17 protein-coding genes and 6 tRNA genes are annotated in these 20,276 nt (G+C 75.8%); 14 read left to right on the forward strand and 9 right to left on the reverse strand.

What is annotated here, in order from left to right; all coding sequences use genetic code 11:
• The first annotated feature begins 103 nt into the window (after positions 1 to 103).
• From cbiE to ACI2LW_RS20935, 4 genes are all read left to right on the forward strand, one after another.
• Positions 104 to 1,315: a precorrin-6y C5,15-methyltransferase (decarboxylating) subunit CbiE gene (cbiE, locus tag ACI2LW_RS20920; protein WP_404732702.1), complete on the forward strand. Its 1,212-nt coding sequence runs from the start codon at positions 104 to 106 to the stop codon at positions 1,313 to 1,315.
• A gap of 347 nt (positions 1,316 to 1,662) precedes the next feature.
• The gene (gene cobT / locus ACI2LW_RS20925) at positions 1,663 to 5,988 is read left to right on the forward strand and encodes a nicotinate-nucleotide--dimethylbenzimidazole phosphoribosyltransferase (RefSeq protein WP_404732703.1); all 4,326 of its coding nucleotides are present in this window, start codon (positions 1,663 to 1,665) and stop codon (positions 5,986 to 5,988) included.
• Between the two features lie 179 nt (positions 5,989 to 6,167).
• Entirely contained in the window at positions 6,168 to 7,415 is a 1,248-nt protein-coding gene (gene cobA, locus ACI2LW_RS20930; protein WP_404732704.1) for a uroporphyrinogen-III C-methyltransferase, read from the forward strand.
• A gap of 49 nt (positions 7,416 to 7,464) precedes the next feature.
• Positions 7,465 to 8,283 (forward strand): TrmH family RNA methyltransferase, encoded by an 819-nt coding sequence (locus ACI2LW_RS20935; RefSeq protein ID WP_404732705.1) that lies wholly within the window; start codon positions 7,465 to 7,467, stop codon positions 8,281 to 8,283.
• Here ACI2LW_RS20935 and ACI2LW_RS20940 read toward each other — a convergent pair.
• The gene (locus tag ACI2LW_RS20940; RefSeq protein ID WP_404732706.1) at positions 8,250 to 9,743 is read right to left on the reverse strand and encodes a protein kinase; all 1,494 of its coding nucleotides are present in this window, start codon (positions 9,741 to 9,743) and stop codon (positions 8,250 to 8,252) included. The genes ACI2LW_RS20935 and ACI2LW_RS20940 overlap by 34 nt on opposite strands.
• A gap of 598 nt (positions 9,744 to 10,341) precedes the next feature.
• On the opposite strand from ACI2LW_RS20940, the gene ACI2LW_RS20945 reads away from it, so the two are divergent.
• From ACI2LW_RS20945 to ACI2LW_RS20955, 3 genes are all read left to right on the forward strand, one after another.
• Positions 10,342 to 10,536 (forward strand): hypothetical protein, encoded by a 195-nt coding sequence (locus ACI2LW_RS20945; protein ID WP_404732707.1) that lies wholly within the window; start codon positions 10,342 to 10,344, stop codon positions 10,534 to 10,536.
• A 272-nt stretch (positions 10,537 to 10,808) separates the two neighbouring features.
• The gene (locus tag ACI2LW_RS20950; RefSeq protein ID WP_404732708.1) at positions 10,809 to 11,765 is read left to right on the forward strand and encodes a phosphotransferase; all 957 of its coding nucleotides are present in this window, start codon (positions 10,809 to 10,811) and stop codon (positions 11,763 to 11,765) included.
• A gap of 80 nt (positions 11,766 to 11,845) precedes the next feature.
• Positions 11,846 to 12,133, forward strand: coding sequence for a zf-TFIIB domain-containing protein (locus ACI2LW_RS20955; RefSeq protein WP_404732709.1), 288 nt, complete (start codon positions 11,846 to 11,848; stop codon positions 12,131 to 12,133).
• An 84-nt stretch (positions 12,134 to 12,217) separates the two neighbouring features.
• On the opposite strand, the gene ACI2LW_RS20960 is transcribed toward ACI2LW_RS20955, so the two are convergent.
• The 5 genes from ACI2LW_RS20960 to ACI2LW_RS20980 form a co-directional block, all read right to left on the reverse strand.
• Positions 12,218 to 12,289: transfer RNA gene (locus ACI2LW_RS20960), tRNA-Val, on the reverse strand.
• A gap of 44 nt (positions 12,290 to 12,333) precedes the next feature.
• Positions 12,334 to 12,405 (reverse strand) — tRNA-Val (locus ACI2LW_RS20965).
• Between the two features lie 23 nt (positions 12,406 to 12,428).
• A tRNA-Val gene (locus ACI2LW_RS20970) sits at positions 12,429 to 12,500 on the reverse strand.
• Position 12,501: 1 nt separating this feature from the next.
• Positions 12,502 to 12,575: transfer RNA gene (locus ACI2LW_RS20975), tRNA-Cys, on the reverse strand.
• Between the two features lie 36 nt (positions 12,576 to 12,611).
• Positions 12,612 to 12,684, reverse strand: a tRNA-Gly gene (locus tag ACI2LW_RS20980).
• Between the two features lie 175 nt (positions 12,685 to 12,859).
• Between ACI2LW_RS20980 and ACI2LW_RS20985 the strand changes: the two genes are divergently transcribed.
• From ACI2LW_RS20985 to ACI2LW_RS20995, 3 genes are all read left to right on the forward strand, one after another.
• The gene (locus ACI2LW_RS20985) at positions 12,860 to 13,951 is read left to right on the forward strand and encodes a chorismate-binding protein (RefSeq protein WP_404732710.1); all 1,092 of its coding nucleotides are present in this window, start codon (positions 12,860 to 12,862) and stop codon (positions 13,949 to 13,951) included.
• On the forward strand, positions 13,948 to 14,769 hold the full coding sequence (locus tag ACI2LW_RS20990; protein ID WP_404732711.1) for an aminotransferase class IV: 822 nt from the start codon (positions 13,948 to 13,950) through the stop codon (positions 14,767 to 14,769). The genes ACI2LW_RS20985 and ACI2LW_RS20990 overlap by 4 nt, the downstream gene beginning before the upstream one ends.
• Before the next feature lie 197 nt (positions 14,770 to 14,966).
• Positions 14,967 to 15,791, forward strand: coding sequence for a GNAT family N-acetyltransferase (locus ACI2LW_RS20995; protein WP_404732712.1), 825 nt, complete (start codon positions 14,967 to 14,969; stop codon positions 15,789 to 15,791).
• Positions 15,792 to 15,957: 166 nt separating this feature from the next.
• Here ACI2LW_RS20995 and ACI2LW_RS21000 read toward each other — a convergent pair whose 3' ends face one another.
• Entirely contained in the window at positions 15,958 to 16,488 is a 531-nt protein-coding gene (locus tag ACI2LW_RS21000; protein WP_404732713.1) for a DsbA family protein, read from the reverse strand.
• A gap of 311 nt (positions 16,489 to 16,799) precedes the next feature.
• Here ACI2LW_RS21000 and ACI2LW_RS21005 point away from each other — a divergent pair, with 311 nt between their 5' ends.
• Together ACI2LW_RS21005 and ACI2LW_RS21010 are read left to right on the forward strand one after the other, a co-directional pair.
• Positions 16,800 to 17,255, forward strand: coding sequence for a hypothetical protein (locus ACI2LW_RS21005; protein WP_404732714.1), 456 nt, complete (start codon positions 16,800 to 16,802; stop codon positions 17,253 to 17,255).
• Between the two features lie 198 nt (positions 17,256 to 17,453).
• Positions 17,454 to 17,606: a hypothetical protein gene (locus ACI2LW_RS21010; protein WP_404732715.1), complete on the forward strand. Its 153-nt coding sequence runs from the start codon at positions 17,454 to 17,456 to the stop codon at positions 17,604 to 17,606.
• Between the two features lie 55 nt (positions 17,607 to 17,661).
• On the opposite strand, the gene ACI2LW_RS21015 is transcribed toward ACI2LW_RS21010, so the two are convergent.
• Together ACI2LW_RS21015 and ACI2LW_RS21020 are read right to left on the reverse strand one after the other, a co-directional pair.
• On the reverse strand, positions 17,662 to 18,222 hold the full coding sequence (locus tag ACI2LW_RS21015) for a CGNR zinc finger domain-containing protein (protein WP_404732716.1): 561 nt from the start codon (positions 18,220 to 18,222) through the stop codon (positions 17,662 to 17,664).
• A gap of 326 nt (positions 18,223 to 18,548) precedes the next feature.
• Positions 18,549 to 18,962 carry an SsgA family sporulation/cell division regulator gene (locus tag ACI2LW_RS21020; protein WP_004002642.1) on the reverse strand — a complete coding sequence of 138 codons (414 nt, stop codon included), beginning with the start codon at positions 18,960 to 18,962 and terminating at the stop codon, positions 18,549 to 18,551.
• Between the two features lie 190 nt (positions 18,963 to 19,152).
• Here ACI2LW_RS21020 and ACI2LW_RS21025 point away from each other — a divergent pair, with 190 nt between their 5' ends.
• Together ACI2LW_RS21025 and ACI2LW_RS21030 are read left to right on the forward strand one after the other, a co-directional pair.
• Positions 19,153 to 19,617, forward strand: a complete 465-nt coding sequence (locus ACI2LW_RS21025) for a TIGR02611 family protein (RefSeq protein ID WP_404732717.1) — start codon at positions 19,153 to 19,155, stop codon at positions 19,615 to 19,617.
• A gap of 86 nt (positions 19,618 to 19,703) precedes the next feature.
• A tRNA-Val gene (locus ACI2LW_RS21030) sits at positions 19,704 to 19,775 on the forward strand.
• The last annotated feature ends 501 nt before the right edge of the window (positions 19,776 to 20,276 follow it).

The raw sequence follows: 20,276 nt of genomic DNA on the forward strand, positions 1-20,276 counted from the left end.
CGCGCACCGGCGCGCGCCTGGACCGGGTACCCTCACGGGGCCCCCTGGGCAACCCTGACGACCTGCGCAAACCAGTGCCGAACCCCTCTGGAGACTGACGACGATGGCCGACCGGGTCACGGTGATCGGCTGGGACGGCTCGCCGCTGACCGACGCGGCGCGCGGCGCCCTGGGCGCCGCCACCCTCGTGGCGGGCGCCGCCCACCACCTGGCGCTGCCCGAGGTCCCCGCCACGGCCGAGCGCATCCGCCTCGGCAGCGTCGCGCTCGCCGCGCGCCGCATCGCCGCCCACCGTGGGACCGCCGTCGTGCTCGCCGACGGCGACCCGGGCTTCTTCGGGGTCGTACGGACCCTGCACGCGCCCGAGTTCGGCCTCGAGGTGGAGGTCGTCCCCGCCGTCTCCTCGGTGGCCGCCGCCTTCGCCCGGGCCGGCATGCCCTGGGACGACGCCCAAGTGGTCGTAGCACACAAGCGCACCCTGCGACGCGCGGTGAATGTGTGCCGGGCCCACACCAAGGTGGCCGTGCTGACCGCCCCGGGCGCCGGCCCCGCCGAACTGGGCCTGCTGCTGGAGGGGGTGCACCGCACCTTCGTCATCTGCGAGGAGCTGGGCACCGAGCGCGAGCAGGTCACCGTCGTCACTTCCGACAAGGCCGCCGACCACACCTGGCGCGACCCCAACGTCGTCATCGTCATCGGCGGCCCGGCCGGCGCCGGCGAGGGCGGCGGCTGGATCGCCGGGCGCGACCCGGCGGCCGGACCGCGCGGCTGGACCCAGCCCGCCGAGGCCTACGGCGGCGTACTGGGCGAGGGAGAAACGGATCTGCTCCGGGCCGCCCAACTCGCCCGCCTCGGACCGCGCGTCGGCGACCTCGTGTGGGACATCGGCTGCGGCGGCGGCGCCTTCGCCACCGAGGCCGCGCGCTGCGGCGCGGCCGTCATCGCGGTCGACCGGGACCCGGAGGCCTGCGCCCGCACCGAGGCCGCCGCACGCGGCTTCGGCGTCCAGCTCCAGGTGGTCCACGGCGGCGCGCCGCACATCCTGGAGAACCTGCCCGAACCGGACGTCGTCCGCGTCGGCGGCGGGGGAGCGGCCGTGGTCAACGCCGTCGCCGACCGGCGACCCCAGCGCATCGTCACCCACGCCGCCACCCGTGACGCCGCCGAACTCCTCGGCCGCGACCTCGCCGCCCACGGCTACCAGGTCGAATGCGCCCTGCTGCAGTCCGTCGCGCTCGACACCCGGGCCTGGACGGAGAAGGAGCGGAGCGTGGCGTTCCTGCTCGGTGCCGTCCTGCCGGAACGCTCCCCGTGATCAGGTTGTCGTACCGCTCGCGGTAGGCTGGCCGATCGTTGTACCGCTCCGGGCGACCCGTGACTTCGTTCGTCAATGTCCGGAAAACCCGCCCGTTTTGGGGTGGCTGTGGTACGGCAGAACGTGAGGGCGCGCAACGTGGCGCAGTCCACAGCGCACCGTGGCGGATCACGCTGTCGCGGTGGCGCGACGACCGCGACAATGCCACTCAATGGCTTTGTCGCCTTTTACGGGCGGGTCGTTCGTGCCGCTGGGCACGGACGCTCGTTCTTCACTGCGGGGCGGTCGGTGCGCCGTTCCGGGTGAGCTGGTCGTAGAAGCACTAAACCGATGGGCGAGGGGTACGCATGACCGACACCGGCCAGGTCCCGGGCGAGGGGCAGCCGGAGAGCGCAGGCATGGTGGAGCAGCCGGGCGTCCCCCCGCACGGTGCGTACACCTACCTCTCCGGCACGCCCGCCGAGGACGAAGACCTGCTGCTCCCCGGCTCCCAGGGCGCGTGGGGCAACGAGGTGCCCCCGCCCGCCCCGGAGCCGGTCGTCGAGGCCGTCCACGAGCCGGGCCCGCACGAGACGTCCGGCCGCGACAGCGGCTCCGTCGACCTCGGCGGCGTCCTGCACCCCGACCCGGGCCACACGCCCGCGGGCACTCCGGTCCCGCCCGCCGTCACCCCCATGCCCGCCGGCGCCGCGCCGCAGCGCCGGCCGCTGCACCTCGGCCCGCCCACCCCGGACGCCTCCGCCAGCCCGGTCCGCTCGCTGGCCGACCGCGGCCCCGCGGGCGCGCCGGTCCGGCGGCCGGGGACGGCCGCGCCCGGCCCCGAGTACCTCGACGCCCCGCAGTCGCCGGAGGGGGCGCCGCAGGGCGCCGCCCCCTGGGGCGCGCAGGCGGCGCAGGCCGCTGTGGCGGTCTCGCCGGTGCCCGGGGTCGGTGCGGGGGCGACGGCCGTGGGAACGGTTGTTCCGGATGCCGAGCCGGGCGACGCGGCCCAGGCCGCCGTGGCCCGGCTGGCGGCCGAGGCCGGTGCCACCGGGTACGGCCGCCCGGAGGCGCGGGGGGAACACGGCGCGGCACCGGCCGGTACGCCGGCCGTGAGCGGGCCGGAGGACGGTCACGCGGCCCCCGCCGAGCCGGCGCACGCGGCGCAGGGTGTCGAGGGCCCGGCGGGCGGGGACCTGCCCGAGGGCGCGGCCGACTCCCGCACCGGCGAGGACGCCACCGCCGTGCCCGCCGCGGAAGCCGGTCACGAGGCGGCCGACGCCACGGGGAGCGCGGCGGCTCCCGCGGGCGCCCCCGCCGCCGGAGCGGACCGGGTCCCGGGCGCGCCCGGAACCGGGGCCGGGGAGGGCGCCGAGGGCGCCGCCTCCCCACAGTCCGCCCCGGAGACGGAAGCCGTGCCCACCGCCGAGGCCGCACAGGCCGCACCGGCCGGCGAGGCGGCGCAGGCCCCGGACGCGGCGCGGACGGCCGACGCGGCCCAGGCCGCCCCCGACCCGACGCAGGCGTCCGACCCCTCCCAGGCCGCCGACGCCTCGGTCGCCGATGTGGCGCAGGTGGCCGACGCCGCGCAGGTCGCCGGCGCGGTGCCGGCCGCCGACGCGGCTCAGGTGTCCGACGCGGTGCCGGCCCCCGACGCCGCGCAGGTCACGGTAGCGGCGCAGGCGCCCCACGCGGATCCGGCCGCCGACGCGGCTCAGGTGTCCGACGCGGCGCACGCCGCCGACGCGGCCAAGGTGCCCGATGCGACGCAGGTCACCGAGGCCGCGCAGGCACCCGTGGACCCGGGCTGGGAGCCGGCGCAGGCCGTCGCCCGGGCCGCTGCCGGTGAGGCGGGGCAGACACCGCAGGCTGCCGAACCCGGCCCGGCGCCGGGCGACTCCGGCACGCCCGAGCAGGCCGAAGGGGCGCAGACGCAGGACGCGGCTCCCGAGCCGTCACCGGCCGCCGGTGCCGCCGCCGTCCACGGGGACGGGGCCGCGCACACCCAGGAGGCCGCCGACGCCCCCCGGGCCGGGACCCCGGCCGGGACGGCCCCGGCCGGCGCCGAGGGCTTCCCCGCGCCCGGCGACGCCCAGGGCCCGCTGCCCGGAGCGGCGGTGGAGACGGCCGGGGCCCCCGCGCCCCCCGGTGACCCCATCGTGGAAGCGGACGCCCATCATCCGGACGCCGAGCTTCCGGCCCCCACGCAGCAGGCCACCACCGGAGAGGCCGCACCCATGCCCGCCGCCGAGCACACCGGGCACGTCCCGGCCCCCGAACACCCGCAGGCCACGCCGCCGGCCGGCCCCGCCGACGCCCCTGCCGCCCCCTCGGCGGAGCCGGCCGGAGCGGGCACCGCGACCGACCCGGAGACCGTCGGCCCCGTGGCCGCCGCCGGAACGCCCGCCGCCGGAACGCCCACCGCCGGCGCTCCCGACGAGCAGCCACCGGTCGAGCAGCCCCCGGGCGAACAGGCCCCGGTCGGGCCGCCCCTGGTCGAGCACACCCCGGGCGAGCAGACCCAGGGCGAGCACCCTGGCGCGGTGCTGCCCACGACGGTTCCGTCCGTGCCGGCGGCCGACCAGCCGCTCGGGCAGTTCGTACCGGTCGAGGGCTCGGTGCCCACCACCCCCCACCTGGCCCCCGCCCCGCCGCACCCGGCCGTCCCGCCGGCCGGACAGGAGCAGGCGGACACCGTGCCGGAGGCCCCCCAGGGGCCGGTCGTCACGGTCCCCGCCCCGCGCGACGGCGACCTCGCGGCCGTACCCGGGCAGGACGCCGCGGGACCGGAGCCGGTCCAGCACGCCGACGACCTGGACACCCGGGGCGCCGAACCGGGCGAGCCGGGCGAACCGGCCGGACAGCGGCAGGGGCAGGGGCAGGAGCAGGAGCAGGGGCAGGCGGCCGAGGAGGGCACGACCGAGGAGGGCACGGCCGAGGCGCCGGCCCGGCAGTCCTCCGGACCGGCCGCACCCGGCTACGACGAGGCCGAGCGCGAGGCCGTGCTCAAGGTGATGCGCGAGCGCCGCGACATCCGCAACGGCTTCCGCGGCGACCCGATCCCGCACGAGGTGCTGCTGCGCGTCCTGGAGGCCGCCCACACCGCGCCCTCCGTGGGCCACTCGCAGCCCTGGGACTTCGTCGTCATCCGCTCCGCCGAGACCCGGCGCACCATGCACGAGCTCGCCATGCGCCAGCGCGAGGCGTACGCCAAGTCGCTGCCCAAGGGCCGGGCCAAGCAGTTCAAGGAACTCAAGATCGAGGCCATCCTCGACACCCCGGTGAACATCGTCGTCACCGCCGACCCGACCCGCGGCGGCCGGCACACCCTGGGCCGGCACACCCAGCCCCAGATGGCCCCGTACTCCGCCGCCCTCGCGGTGGAGAACCTCTGGCTCGCGGCCCGCGCCGAGGGCCTCGGCGTCGGCTGGGTCAGCTTCTTCGACGAGCGCGAGATGGTCCGCGCCCTCGGCCTGCCCGAGCACCTGGAGGTCATCGCCTACCTGTGCGTCGGATACGTCGACGAGTTCCCGGACGAGCCCGAGCTGATGCAGGCCGGCTGGTCCAAGCGGCGCCCGCTGTCCTGGGTCGTGCACGAGGAGACGTACGGTCGGCGCGCGCTGCCCGGCGAGGACCCGCACGACCTGCTCGCCGAGACCGTCGCCCAGATCCGGCCGCTGGACGCCAAGGCGCTCGGCGAGGCCTGGGAGCGGCAGAAGCGGATGACCAAGCCGGCCGGCGCTCTCGGCATGCTGGAGATCATCTCCGCCCAGCTGTCCGGGCTGTCCCGGCAGTGCCCGCCGCCGATCCCGGAGCCCGCCGCCGTGGCCATCTTCGCCGGCGACCACGGCGTCCACGCCCAGGGCGTCACCCCCTGGCCGCAGGAGGTCACCGCCCAGATGGTGGCCAACTTCCTCGGCGGGGGAGCGGTCTGCAACGCCTTCGCGGGCCAGGTGGGCGCCGAGGTCTGCGTGATCGACGTCGGCGTCGCCGCAGACCTCCCGGCCACCCCCGGCCTGCTGCCGCGCAAGATCCGCGCCGGCACCTCCGACATGACCACCGGCCCCGCGATGACCCGCGAGGAGGCCAAGAAGGCCATCGAGGTCGGCATCGAGACCGCCCGCGACCTGGTGGCGGCCGGCAACAAAGCCCTGCTCACCGGTGAGATGGGCATCGCGAACACCACCGCATCCGCCGCGCTCATCGCCGTCTACACCGGCGCGGACCCGTCCGAGGTCACCGGCCGCGGCACGGGCATCAACGACGAGACCCTGGCCCGCAAGACCGAGGTGGTCCGCCGCGCCCTGGAGGTGCACCGGCCGGACCCGGCCGACCCCATCGGCGTGCTCGCCGCGATCGGCGGTTTCGAGCACGCGGCCATGGTCGGCCTGCTCCTCGGCGGGGCCTCCCTGCGCACGCCGGTGATCCTGGACGGCGTGAGCGCGGGCGCCGCCGCGCTGGTCGCCCGCGCCATCGCCCCCGAGGTGCTCGCGGCCTGCATCGCCGGCCACCGCAGCGCCGAACCGGGCCATGTCGCCGCCCTGAACAAGCTCGGCCTGCGCCCCCTGGTCGACCTCGACCTGCGCCTCGGCGAGGGCACCGGCGCCCTGCTCGCCCTGCCGCTGGTGCAGAGCACGGCACGGGCGATGCACGAGGTGGCGACGTTCGACTCCGCGGGCGTCACCGAGAAGTGACCGCGAGCCGGGGTGGCCGGTGCGGCCCTGCGCCCACCCCACCCCGGCCGTACGCTGAACGCACCTCCTAGAATCCGCACGTCAGGGCCGCTCCAGAGCCGTAGCGCCCGCCCCTCCGCTTCGACTGCCCGCACCAGGCCGCGCCGCAGCGACCGCCCGGACGAGGAGCCGCACCGCCCATGGCCGAACACCCCGCCTACCCCGTAGGCCTCCGTCTGACCGGCCGCCGCGTGGTCGTCCTCGGCGGCGGCCAGGTCGCCCAGCGCCGCCTCCCGGCGCTCATCGCCGCGGGCGCCGACATCGTGCTCGTCTCGCCCCACGCCACGCCCTCCGTCGAGGCCATGGCGGACGCGGGCGAGATCACCTGGCGGCGGCGCGCCTACCAGGACGGCGACCTCGCCGACGCCTGGTACGCGCTGATCGCCACCAGCGACCACGACGCCAACACCCGCGCCTCCGCCGAGGCCGAGCGGCACCGCGTGTGGTGCGTACGCTCCGACGACGCCGACGCGGCGACCGCCTGGACCCCGGCCACCGGCCACAGCGAGGGCGTCACCGTGGCCGTACTCACCACCAGCGCCCGCGGCCGGGACCCCCGGCACACCGCCGCGATCCGCGACGCGGTCGTCGAGGGCCTGCGCGACGGCACGCTCGTCGCTCCCCACCACCGCACCCGCACCCCCGGCGTCGCCCTTGTCGGCGGCGGCCCGGGCGACCCCGACCTCATCACGGTCCGCGGCCGCCGGCTGCTCGCCGAGGCCGACGTCGTCATCGCCGACCGCCTCGGCCCGCGCGACCTGCTCGCCGAACTCCCGCCGCACGTCGAGGTGATCGACGCGGCGAAGATCCCCTACGGCCGCGCCATGGCCCAGGAGGCCATCAACAACGCGCTCATCGAGCACGCCCAGCAGGGCAAGTCGGTGGTCCGGCTCAAGGGCGGCGACCCGTACGTCTTCGGCCGCGGCATGGAGGAGCTCCAGGCGCTCGCCGAGGCGGGCATACCCTGCACGGTGGTGCCCGGCATCTCCAGCTCCATCTCAGTTCCGGGCGCGGCCGGCATCCCGGTCACCCACCGCGGCGTGGCCCATGAGTTCACCGTGGTCAGCGGCCATGTGGCACCCGACGACGAGCGGTCCCTGGTCGACTGGCCGAGCCTGGCGAAGCTGACGGGCACGCTGGTGGTGCTGATGGGCGTCGACAAGATCGACCGGATCGCGCGGACGCTCGTCGAGCACGGCAGGTCGCCGGACACCCCGGTCGCCCTGGTCCAGGAGGGCACCACCGCCGCCCAGCGCCGCGTGGACGCCACCCTCGCCACGGTCGCCGAGACGGTACGGGCCGAGGAGGTCCGGCCGCCGGCCGTCATCGTCATCGGGGAGGTCGTCCGGGTGGGCCCCCGGGTTCCCGCGGGACCGCGGACCACATGAGGCGTGCGTGCCGCCGGCACCGCAGACACGACAAGAGGCAGTGACACCCGTGGCCGATCTCATCACCGTCGAGGACCCCGACGACCCGCGCCTGCGCGACTACACCGACCTGACCGACGTCGAGCTGCGCCGCAGGCGCGAACCCGCCGAGGGCCTGTTCATCGCCGAGGGCGAGAAGGTCATCCGCCGCGCCCGGGACGCCGGCTACGCGATGCGCTCGATGCTGCTGTCCGCCAAGTGGGTCGACGTCATGCGCGACGTCATCGACGAACTCCCCGTCCCCGTCTACACGGTGACCCCCGAGGTCGCCGAGCGGGTCACCGGCTACCACGTGCACCGCGGCGCGCTCGCCTCCATGCGGCGCAAGCCGCTGCCCACCGCGGCCGAACTGCTGCGCACCGCCCGCCGCGTCGCGGTGATGGAGGCGGTCAACGACCACACCAACATCGGCGCCGTCTTCCGCTCGGCCGCCGCGCTCGGCATGGACGCCGTGCTGCTCTCCCCGGACTGCGCCGACCCGCTGTACCGCCGCAGCGTCAAGGTCTCGATGGGCGCGGTCTTCTCCGTGCCGTACGCCCGTGCCGACGGCTGGCCCGGCGGGCTGGAGCCGGTGCGCGCGGCCGGCTTCAGGCTGCTCGCCCTCACCCCAGACGAGCGGGCGAAACCGCTGGACGAGGTCGCCCCGCACCGCATGGACCGGGTGGCCCTGATGCTCGGCGCCGAGGGCGACGGGCTGTCCGCCCGGGCCCTGGGCGCGGCCGACGAGTGGGTCCGCATCCCGATGTCCCACGGCGTCGACTCGCTCAACGTCGGCGCGGCGGCGGCGGTCGCCTTCTACGCGGTGGCGACGGGCCGCCCGGAGTCCTGAAGCGGCGTACGGCCCCGCCCGTCGCCGTCGCCGTACGCCGGTCCGTGCGGGTGTCCGGCGGCGTACGGCCGCGCCGCCCGCACGGTGCCGACGCCGTCGCCGTCGCCGCCGAGTCCGCGCGAGGGCCCCTGGCAGCCCTGCGCCGCCGCGATGCCGAGCGCGACCAGCAGCGTCACCACGACGAACACGAACAGGCGCTGGCGCAGCAGCCGCGGATTGGCGGGCCGCCTGCCGGTCGAGGTGCCGCGCGGCGCCCGCGCGCCCGACCCGCGCGGGCCGGGACGCCCGCCGCCGCCGGTGCGCGCACCGTTGCGGGAGGCCGGCGTCGGCCGCCCACCGCCCGCCCGGGAGGAGACACCGGTGGTGCGGCCCCGGGACGCCCCGCCCGTGCGCGCCGGCCCGCCGCCCCGCGAGGCGGGGACGGCGCCGCGCGAGGGCGGCACGGTCCCCCGCGGGACCGGAGTGCCGGGGGAGGAGCCGGGACCCTGCGGGCGCCGCGCCACCCGCTGCTGCTCGGGGTGACCGGCGCGCTGCGACCCGGCGTACGCGTCGGGATACGTGTCGGCGAGCCGCCCGGTGGGCCGGTCGGCCTCGGCGGAGCGCGGCGCGGGCGGGCGCACGTCGCCCAGGCCCTGCGCCTCACGCGCGGCGATCTCCTTCAGCCGCAGCGACAACTGCAGCGTGCTGGGCCGCTCCTCGGGGTCCTTGGCCAGACAGGCCCGCACCAGCGGGGCCAGCGCGTCCGGCACGCCGTGCAGCTGCGGCTCCTCGTGCACCACCCGGTACAGCATGACCTCCGAGCTGCCGTGCCCGAACGGCGAGTCGCCGGTCGACGCGTACGCCAGCGTCGCCCCCAGCGAGAACACGTCGGTGGCCGGGGTGACGGCGGCCCCGCGCACCTGCTCCGGGGCGAGGAATCCGGGCGAGCCGACCGCGGTGCCGACGTGGGTGAGCGTGGAGGCGCCGGTCGCCCAGGCGATGCCGAAGTCGATGATCCGCGGCCCCTTGGGGGACAGCAGGATGTTGGACGGCTTCAGGTCCCGGTGCACGACACCGGCCTCGTGCACCGCGACCAGCCCCTCGGACAGGGCGGCCCCGATCGCCGCGGCCTCCGCCGCGCTCAGCGCGCCCTCGTCGGCCACCTTGTCGTGCAGCGAGGGCCCGGGCACGTACTGCGTGGCGAACCACGGCCGCTCCGCGTCCAGGTCCGCCGCCACCAGCCGCGCCGTGCACCCGCCCCGGATCCGCCGCGCCGCCGAGACCTCGCGGGCGAACCGCGAGCGGAACTCCTGGTCCTCCGCCAGATCCGGCCGGATGACCTTCAGCGCGACCCGCTGGCCCTTGCGGTCGGAGCCCAGATAGACCACGCCCATCCCGCCCGCGCCCAGCCGTCGGTGAAGCCTGAACGAGCCGACGACACGCGGGTCCTCGCGCCTCAGGCGCATCATCGCCATGTTCATCCCCGCTGCCCGGTCCCTGTGACGAGCCACAGCTTACGTTTCCGGGGCCGTTCCCGCGCAGAGGCCGCGCCCTCTCGAACCGATCGATTCTCAGTGCCGCGCCCAGGAATTGAGGGGCGGTCAGGGACCGTGGGGGCGACACGGCCCGGCACGGCCCATGATCCCAAACTCCCACCGCGGCAGGAGGGTTGGACCCACGGGGTCCGGCCGGCGCGGAACCCGGCGGGACGCGGGCGCACCGGCCCCGCACGGGCGCGGCGGCACACGCGGCGGTGGCGGCCCGCCGCCGACGGCGGACCGCGGTGCGCCGGAAGTGAGTGAAGTCACCCGCTCCGTTCCGGGGCCCGCCCGGGAGCGGGACACGGAGGGGGCGCCCCCTCCGGGAAGACCCCGAGACCCCGGAGCGCGTCTCCACCCAGGGGAGTAGACCGCAGGTCGAAGCTCATCCTCCGGGAGGCCCGGCAATCGGTACGAGGGCATGACGACCGGTACCCGCCGCGCGCCTAGATTTGAGGTCAAGCGGCGGGTGCAGCACTCGTCCCCCGAGGTCAGGCACCCGCCGCTGCCGACGACAACCGAGACGGTCGGGAGAGGGACCATGGCCCACACGGCACCGCGGACGCTGCTCCGCGCGCACGGACGCCTCGCGCGCCCCGGCCGCACGGGCCGCCGCCACCCGCTGGTGGCGACCCTGATGGCCCTCCCCCTGGCCGCCCTGCTCCTGCTCGTCTTCGACGGCTGGGACACGGTGGCCACACAGGCGTCGTCCGTGGGCGTGATGCTGGGGCGCTGAGCGGCGACCCCAGGCCCGGAAGAGCGGTCCGGGCGGGGACATCCACCCATGAAACCCCGTGGGGACGGGGGTACGGCGGACGGCAGAATGCCGGCGCAGCTGGGGAGCTGCGCCGGCATTTACCCATGCCCCCCATGCGGCCGGACGGGCGGCAGACCGGCACCGCGACCGGACTCGGCCCCTCGACCCCGCGACCCCGGGCCCCTCCGCCCGTGCCCCGCCCGGCCGCGTACCCTCGCCGCCAGAGCCGCCCGCCGTACCCAGGAGTCACCGTGACCGCCGACGCCCTGCTGCCCGAGCTGACCGTCCGGGCCGGCCGCGTCGCCCACGCCGGTGGCGGCGGCTGCCGCTGCGACACCGCGGTCCTGGCCGCCCGGTCCGACGCCACGGTGGTCCGGCACGCCCGTACGGTGGCGAAGGCCCACGCCCCCGGCACCGACCCCGCCGAGCTGGCCCTCCGCATGGCCACCGCGTCCGCGCTCCCCGGCATCCTGCTGCCCCCGCTCTCGCCGGCCGCCGCCGCCCTGCACGACCACGGCCGGCTGGTCACGTACTGGCCCTACGGCACCCCCGTGGACCCCGACGACCCGGACGCCGCCCCCTGGGAGGCCGCCGCCACCCTGCTCGCGCGGCTGCACCGCAGCCCCGCCCCGCCGGGCCTGCCGCCCATGCGCGGCCCCGCCAAGGCCGCGCGCGCCGTCGCCCGCCTCCGCGCCGCCGCCCCCGGCGCACCCGTCCCGCGATCCGCCGTGGACCCCGTCCTGCGCGCCTGGTCCACGCTCCCCGCCTGGGCCCGTGCCGAGGCGGTCATGCCGGACGACGGCACCCTCTGCCACGGCGACCTCCACCTCGGCCAGCTCGTCCGCCACCCGGCGCCGGACGGCCCGTGGCTGCTCATCGACGTGGACGACCTCGGCACCGGCGTCCCCGGCTGGGACCTGGCCCGCCCCGCCGCCTGGTACGCCTGCGGACTGCTCCCGCCCGGGGAGTGGTCGCGCTTCCTGGCCGCCTACCGCGCGGCCGGCGGCCCGGCCGTCCCCGCGGCGGGCGACCCGTGGCCCGCCCTGGACGTGCCCGCCCGCGCCCTCACCGTGCAGACCGCCGCCCTGGCGGTCGTCAGGGCCGGCGCGGCCGGGCGCCCGCTGGACGAGATCGAGCAGGCCGTGGTGGACGCCTGCGACCGAATGGACCGCCTCCCGCCGGAGTTGCCCGGCGGACCGGGGAAGTAGGCTGCAACCGACCCGAGCCGGACGGAGTCTGTCCCGGCGAGGCCCCAAGCAGCACCGACCGGCGAGGAGTTGAGCCGAGCATGCAGTGTCCGAAGTGTCACGCGCCGATGCACACCTACAACCGCAACGGCGTCCAGATCGAGCAGTGCAGCGGCTGCCGCGGCATCTTCCTCGACTACGGCGAGCTGGAGGCGCTGACCCGCCTGGAGTCGCAGTGGTCCCAGCCCGCGCCGCCCCCGCCCGCCCCGGGCGGCTACCCGGCCCCGCAGGCGCCCGCCTGGGGCGCCCCGCACGGCGGCCACCACGGCGGCGGCCACTACGGTCACCACCGCCACAAGAGCTTCGGGCACATGCTGTTCTCCAGCTGAGCGAAGCGGTCCCGTCTCCGGATGAGCGGGGCGGCCACGACGAAGCCCCCGGCCGTACGGGACGGCCGGGGGCTTCGGTGCGCGTGGACGATACTGGGATTGAACCAGTGACCTCTTCCGTGTCAGGGAAGCGCTCTCCCGCTGAGCTAATCGTCCTCGGGACCACGACGGGCCCCGAAGGGCCGGCCGTGGGTGTCGCGTGCGCGATACTGGGATTGAACCAGTGACCTCTTCCGTGTCAGGGAAGCGCTCTCCCGCTGAGCTAATCGCGCGGGGTGAAGCCCGGGGGCTCCAGTGGACGATACTGGGATTGAACCAGTGACCTCTTCCGTGTCAGGGAAGCGCTCTCCCGCTGAGCTAATCGTCCTTGGAGGTGGAGACGGGATTTGAACCCGTGTAGACGGCTTTGCAGGCCGTTGCCTCGCCTCTCGGCCACTCCACCAGGAGTGCGGGGACCCGCGGATCCCCTCTTCCTTCGAGCGGACGACGAGGCTCGAACTCGCGACCTCAACCTTGGCAAGGTTGCGCTCTACCAACTGAGCTACGTCCGCCTGTCGTTTCGGTGCGCTTGCGCGCCCCGGCGACGTGTTGAACTCTAGCGGATTCCCCGGCCAGCACAAAAACGCGTTTGCGCAGCGTGCTGCGGTGCGTCCGCCGGAGCACCTGGTCAGCCCCCGTGAGGCGGGCCCGGACCGCCCGGGCGACACCCGCTTTACACTCGGCCGTGTGCTCGACCTGCCTCCTCTCGCGCGCTTCGGCGACCGCCTCGCCACCGGCCTGGCCGACGTCACCGGCGACCCCGCGGCCCTGGACTCCACCGGCTTCTGGGCCGTCGCCGCCGACTACGAGGGCCGGCTGACCTGCGCCCGCTTCCGGGACGTACGCGAGCAGCCGGTGCCGGCCGCGGCGCCCGGAGCGTGGCGGGGGCCGGCCGCCGGCGCGTGGACCTCCTCGCTGGACCGGGCCGCCTACACGGCCGGTGTACGGCGCATCCACGAGCACATCGCGGCCGGCGAGGTCTACCAGGTGAACCTGTGCCGGGTGCTCTCCGCCCCCGTGGCCGCCGACGCGGACGTGGACGCGCTGACCGCCGTACTGGCCCGGGGCAACCCGGCGCCGTACGCAGGAACGATCCGCCTGCCCGGGCACGGCGTCGAGATCGCCACCGCCTCCCCCGAGCTCTTCCTGCGCCGCGACGGGCGGACCGTCGAGTCCGGGCCGATCAAGGGCACCGCCCGCACCGAGGCGGAGCTGCTGGCGAAGGACCACGCCGAGAACGTCATGATCGTGGACCTGGTGCGCAACGACATCGGCCGGGTCTGCACCACCGGCAGCGTCACCGTCCCCGACCTGTGCGCCGTGGAGAAGCACCCCGGCCTGGTCCACCTCGTCTCCACCGTCCGCGGCGAACTGCGCGAGGGCGCCGGCTGGCCGGAACTGCTGGACGCCGCCTTCCCGGCCGGATCGATCACCGGCGCCCCCAAGTCGAGCGCGCTGCGGATCATCGACGCCCTGGAGACCGCGCCGCGCGGACCCTACTGCGGCGCCGTCGGCTGGGTCGACGCCGACCGCGGCACCGCGGAGCTCGCGGTCGGCATCCGCACCTTCTGGATCGACCGGACCGCGGACGGGGCGGCCGTGCTGCGCTTCGGCGCCGGCGCCGGCATCACCTGGGACTCCGACCCCGAGGGGGAGTGGCGGGAGACCGAGCTGAAGGCGGCCCGGCTGCTCGCGGTAGCGTCGGGGACGCACGACGAGACGTACGGGACGGCCCCCGGGGCCGCGTACGAGGACAGCGGAGAGGGACTGCGACGGTGAAGATCTGGCTCGACGGCGGGCTACGGGACATCGAGTCCGCCCGCGTCTCCGTTCTCGACCACGGGCTGACCGTGGGCGACGGCATCTTCGAGACGGTGAAGGCGGCCGACGGCAGGCTCTTCGCGCTCACCCGCCACCTGGACCGGCTGACCCGCTCCGCGCGCGGCCTCGGCCTGCCCGACCCGGACCACGACGAGGTGCGCCGCGCCTGCGCCGCCGTCCTGGAGGCCAACCCGGTGCCGCTGGGCCGGCTGCGCATCACCTACACCGGCGGCCACGGGCCCCTCGGCTCCGACCGCGGCGACCGGGGGCCCACCCTGGTCGTCGCCCTCGGGGAGACCACGCGCCGCCCCGACTCCACCGCCGTGATCACGGTCCCCTGGACCCGCAACGAGCGCGGCGCGCTCACCGGCCTGAAGACCACCTCCTACGCCGAGAACGTCGTCGCGCTCGCCCGCGCCCACGAACAGGGCGCCTCCGAGGCCCTGTTCGGCAACACGGCCGGCCGGCTCTGCGAGGGCACCGGGTCCAACGTGTTCGTCGTCCTCGACGGCGAGATCCACACCCCGCCGCTCGCCTCGGGCTGCCTGGCGGGCATCACCCGGGCGCTCGCGATCGAGTGGACGGGGGCCAGGGAGACCGACCTGCCACTGGACGTGCTCGAGCGCGCCGAGGAGGTCTTCCTGACCTCCACGCTGCGCGACATCCAGGCCGTGCACCGGGTCGACGGCCGCGAACTGCCCGGCGCGCCGGGCCCGGTGACCGCCAAGGCCATGCGCGTCTTCGACGAGCGCGCCGCGGACGACCTGGACCCCTGAGACGACGGGTCCGCGCCACCGGCGACCTGGGCCCCTGGGCCACGCGGGGCCCCGAGGCCACGCACCGGGCAGCGGACGGGCCCGGCCTTCGCGGCCACGGGTCGGGCGGCGGACGGCCCCGGCGTTCGCCGCCGCGGGTCGGGCCGGGCGGGAAAATTCGGCTGACTCCCGGCGCGGCGGCGGGTAGAACACCCCTGATGACCACGACACTGCGGCCGACCGAGCCGCTTCAGCACCACGCCGACGGGACCCGCTCGCGCCGCTACCAGGTGTGCGTGAACAGCAGGCCCGTCGGCGCGGTACACCTCGCCACGCATCCCGTCTTCGGGCAGTCCGTCGCCCGCATCCTCGATCTGCGCGTCGAGGAGCCGGACCGCCGCCGGGGCCGGGGCACGGTGGCCGCGCTCGCCGCCGAGGAGGTGGCCCGGGGCTGGGGGTGCCAGCGCGTCGAGGCCTCGGTGCCCGCCGACGCGGAGGCCGCGGTCCGGCTCGTCACCGCGCTCGGTTACGTGCAGCGCAACCGCGGCATGGAGAAACGGCTCGGCCCGTCCGCGCCCGGCCTCCCCGCGGGCACCCGGAGCCGGCCGCTGAGCGACGACGAGTACGGGCCATGGCTGGAGCAGGGCAAGGCCCACTACGCCCGGAGCTGGATCGACCGGGGCGTACCGCCCGGGCAGGCCTGGGCGAAGTCCGAGGACGACCACGCCCGGCTGCTCCCGCGGGGGACCGCGACGCCGGGCGTGCTGATCAGCGCCCTGGAGCACGAGGGCACCCGGGTCGGCACCCTGTGGCTCGCCGTCACCGGGGACCACGCGTTCGTGTACGACGTCGAGACCGACGAGCGCTTCCGGGGCCGGGGCCACGGGCGCTCCCTCATGCTGCTCGCGGAGCGCCAGTCCCTGGAGGCCGGGGCGAGCGTCCTCGGCCTGAACGTCTTCGCGGGGAACACCCCGGCGGAGCGGCTCTACGACTCGCTCGGCTACCAGCCGGTGCTGTACGCCATGTACAAGAACCTGCTCTAGAACCGGGCGCCCGCCGCCGCGCCGCCCGCCGCCTGCCGCGCCGCCCGCCCCTGGGGCGCGGCCACGGAACGTGAGGGCCCGCTCGGCGCGCGGTGTCCGGCGGGGCCGGCGGGCCGGCGCACCGGGCGGCCGGGCACCGGGCCGAGCGGCGCGGGCCGGTGCGACCTCAGCCGGTCGGGCCGGTCCCGGCCAGCAGCCCGTCCACGATCTCCTCGATGCGCTCGCGCAGCCCCTCCTGGCTCCTGCCGCCGTCCAGGCGCTCGCCGCCGACGACGTACGTCGGTGTGCCGGTCACGCCGATCGCCTTGCCCTCGGCCTGGTCGGCGTCGACGATCAGGATGTGCCGCCCGTCGATCAGCGCGGTGTCGAACTCCTCGGCGTCCAGACCCAGTTCACGGGCAACCTCGACCAGCAAGGGCTCGCCCTCGCGGTCCAGCTCCGCCACCCGGCCGAGCACCGCCTCCACGTACGGCCACAGCCGCCCCTGCTCAGCGGCCTCCTCGGCGGCCTGTGCGGCGGCGAAGGAGTGCTTGTGCTTCTCCAGCGGGAAGTGGCGCAGCCGCAGCTCCAGCCGGTCGCCGTAGCGGGCGCGCAGCGCGCGCAGGTCGTCCAGCGCGGTACGGCAGTCGGGGCACTGGAGTTCGCACCACACGTCGAGGACGGGGACGGCGGGGCGGACGGGGGAGGAGTCGCTCATGGGCCCAGTCTCCCAGGCCCGCGGGGTACGGCCCAATCCGCCCGCCGGCCCGCCCGCTCGCCCGGCACCGGCGGTGCGGCAGACACCGGCGGACGGGCGGACGGCGCGGACCGGCGGACGGGCGGACGGCCCGAACCGGCGGACGGCGCGGCGCCGGCCCGGCCGGGACCTGCGGAGGAGGCGACCCGGAGATCTCCCTGATGTCAGCCGTGAGCATGGCCTCGGGAGGCGGGGACGGTGCAGGATGGAAGGGACGAACCACCCGGCCCGGCCGGCCCGCCGGGACCCGGTGAGCACTCCTGGAGGACCGCATGATCGCCGAGACCGTCTGTTCCGCCGTCTCCGCGGCCGGCCTGGGCATCGCCGCGGTCACGGCGTACCGCAAGCGCTTCCTCGCCGCGGCCCGGATCGCCGCCTACTCCCTCGTCCCGGTCGCCCTGGTGATGACCGGCATCGTCGGCTGGCTGGCCGACACCGCCTTCAGCGTCACCGCCTGGGCGGGCTTCGTGCTGCTCGGCTGCTCCTGGGCGCTGTTCGCGACGACCCGCGCGGTGGAGCGCCGCCGCGGGGGCACGCGCAAGGAGCGCCGGGCCGCCCGGGCGGCGGAGCGGGACGCGGTGGCTCCGGCGGGGTCGGCGGGGTCGGCGCCGTCCCTGGGCCCGGCGGCCGGTGCGGCCTCCCGTCCCTCCTCCCGCCCGGCGGCGGCGCCCCGCGGCGAGGACGACTTCAGCGACATCGAGGCGATCCTCAAGAAGCACGGCATCTGACGCCGCCCCGGTCGTTCCCCCGTTCCTTCCCCGGTCCGTCCCCCCGGCCCGGTGTGACCGAGGGTGTCCGGGGTGTGCCCGGAAGTGCTCAACACCCGGCAGCATTCGAAACGAAGATCACGTGATCCGGCGAACTCCCGCACCTTGCGGGCGTGTTGATCGCGCCGGAGGCGCCGGCTGCGTCATCATCACCGCGAGATGGTGGACACGACACAGAGCGAGGCCGCGCCGCCGCAGGACGAGCCGCGCGGGTGCCTCTTCGCCCTTTCCCAGCCGCCGCTGATGATCTTCCTTGCGGTGATCGGGTGTCTGCTGCTCATGGCTGCGTTGCACGACCTGCTGTTGCTGTGAGCCGTACCGTGGGTCCTCGGCGTCACCCGCCGGGGACCGACGACACCGTCCGGCCTCAGCCGGCCGCCTCCTTGCGGCGCGCCCGGTACGCGGCCACGTGCAGCCGGTTGCCGCAGGTACGGCTGTCGCAGTAGCGCCGCGAGCGGTTGCGGGAGAGATCGACGAAGGCGCGCCGGCAGTCGGGGGCCTCGCAGCGCCGCAGCCGTTCCCGCTCCCCGGCCACCACGAAGAAGGCCAGCGCCATGCCGCAGTCGGCGGCCAGGTGGTCGGCGACGGAGGCTCCCGGGGCGAAGTAGTGCACGTGCCAGTCGTAGCCGTCGTGGTCGGTCAGCCGGGGGGTGGTGCCCGCGGCGGCGATCAGCTCGTTGATCATCCCGGCCGCCGTGCGGGCGTCCGGGGCCGCGAAGATCCCGGCGAACCGGCCGCGAATCCTGCGCACCGCGGAGAGGTCGAAGTCCGAGAGCACTCCCACATCGCTGATCTCGTGGTTCCGTACGAACTCCTCGAGCGCCGCGACGTCCGCCAGCCCGTCCTGCGCCGTGTCGTCCTCCGGCGCGGTGTTCACCAGATCGACCACGGTGTCCAGCGCGCACCGGGTGTCGTGGGTGATCAGCACGTCTCGCTCCCTGCCCTGGGGGTCGGGCACACGCCCGCCGATGCAGGCCGATGGTAATGGCTCCGCCGTCACCCGAGGAGCGCGTCGGGGCGGGGAACCGCGCGGGCACCGGCACACCCGGCATCCGGGCGCGGGCGCGGGGACGCGCCGGCACACCCGGCTTCCGGGCGCGGGCGCGGGCGCGGGCACGCGCCGGCACCGGCTCCCCACGAGGACTCGTGCGGTGCCGGTGCCGGTGCATCCCTATGCGGTTGTCCTGGCCCGAGCCGTCTCCCCGAGTGGACGGCAACGGGCAGCCCCATGGGCGGGCCCTGAAGGGCTCGCCGCTAACTTTCCGCGAGGATGTGCGAGAGCTCCTGATCAAGATCGAAGTGCCGGTGCTCCGTGCCGGGGGGCACGGCGGCGTCCGTCCGCTTCAGGAAGGACTCCAGGGCCCGCGCGGGGGCCTCGAGCAGAGCCTCGCCCTCCGGGGAGCTCAGGGCGATGCACACGACGCCCTGTCCATGACTGCGCGACGGCCAGACTCGGACGTCGCCGGTACCTGTGGGCCGGTGAAGCCCCTCGGCGAGGAGGTCGCGGGCGAACACCCACTCGACGGTCTCCTCGGCTCCGGTGTGGAAGGTGGCGTGCACGGCGTAGGGGTCGGCCGTGTCGTACCGCAGGCCTGCGGGGACAGGCAGGGAGGACTCGCTCGACACAACGAGGCGCAGGTGCAGCTCGCAGCTGACCGTGGTGTTCATAAGCGCCAGGGCCTTTCGCTCAGTGTGCGCTCGGGGATTCGCACGTCGGCGAAATCGACATGCCACCTACGGTGCCGTTGTAAACCCCTCTGAGTGTTTTGCCTGGCTTTAGGTAACTCTTACGGCCGAGAACGTGTTCGCGAGGTACGCCCATTACGGTGACTTGTTTCTCTCCGGTAGGGTTCACGGCATGAATACGGGGAGTGACGAAGAGGGCGAGGTGGCCGGGGCGTCGGACGGAGTGAAGCGCGAGATGGGACCGGACGGGGCGGACGACCGGCAGGGGCTCGGGTCCCGGGCTCCGGAATTCATCCGGTCACGCCGCGTGCTGCACGTCAGCTGGCAGGTCGGGATCTTCGTGGCCGGGCTCGCGGTGGTCGCCGCCGGCGTCGTCATGCTCGTGATCCCCGGACCGGGCTGGGTGGTGATCTTCGCGGGCATGGCGATCTGGGCGACCGAGTTCGTCTGGGCCCAGCTCGTGCTCCGCTGGACCAAGCGCAAGGTCACCGAGGCCGCCGAGCGGGCCTTCGACCCCAGGGTGCGCCGCCGCAACATCATCCTGACGGCGGTCGGCGTGGTGATCGTCGGCGCGCTGGCCGGGGCCTACCTGTGGAGGTTCGGGTTCGTGCTGCCGTGGAACGTCAGGGACCAGTGATCCCGGACGGGACCCGGTGATCCCGCCCGCGGGGACCGGCCGGTGCCGAGCATCGGCTGACATGCGGTAATGTTCTTCCTGCGCCCGGGCGATTAGCTCAGTGGGAGAGCGCTTCGTTCACACCGAAGAGGTCACTGGTTCGAACCCAGTATCGCCCACCCGGAACCGGCGGCCCGTCTGCGATCACGCGGACGGGCCGCCGTCGTATGCGGGCGGACGGTGACATTCCGTTACCGCCCGGTACGGGATGGCGTACCCCGCGATGATCCCGCGATGTCCTCGCCGACGCGCACGACCGACGTGCGGGCGGACTTACCGGCTTCCTGATCCACAATGCTTTCCGGGAAAAGTCCCGGTGCCGGGTGCGGAGCGGAAATCGGCAGTTGTTTTCCAAAGGGCCGTCATATTTCTTGCCGCATACGCGAGGAGAGCGCGGACCGGCCCGGAACTCGCCGTCGGGGCGCGGGGGTCGGCCGCGGGCCCGGACGGCGGCGGGGCGGTCAGGGTCCGTACGGCAGGGCTGAGACGGGGCGGGGCGGCCCCCCCCCCGCGGGGGGGGGCCCCCCCCCCCCCGGGCCACGTCACTCCGCCCGGCCTGAGTACGCGGACAAAGAAGCGGGCGCCCCGGCGCGCGCCCCCGCCCCCCCGGCCCAACGGGG

Source organism: Streptomyces sp. NPDC004065, from assembly GCF_044903565.1.
Taxonomy (GTDB): domain Bacteria; phylum Actinomycetota; class Actinomycetes; order Streptomycetales; family Streptomycetaceae; genus Streptomyces.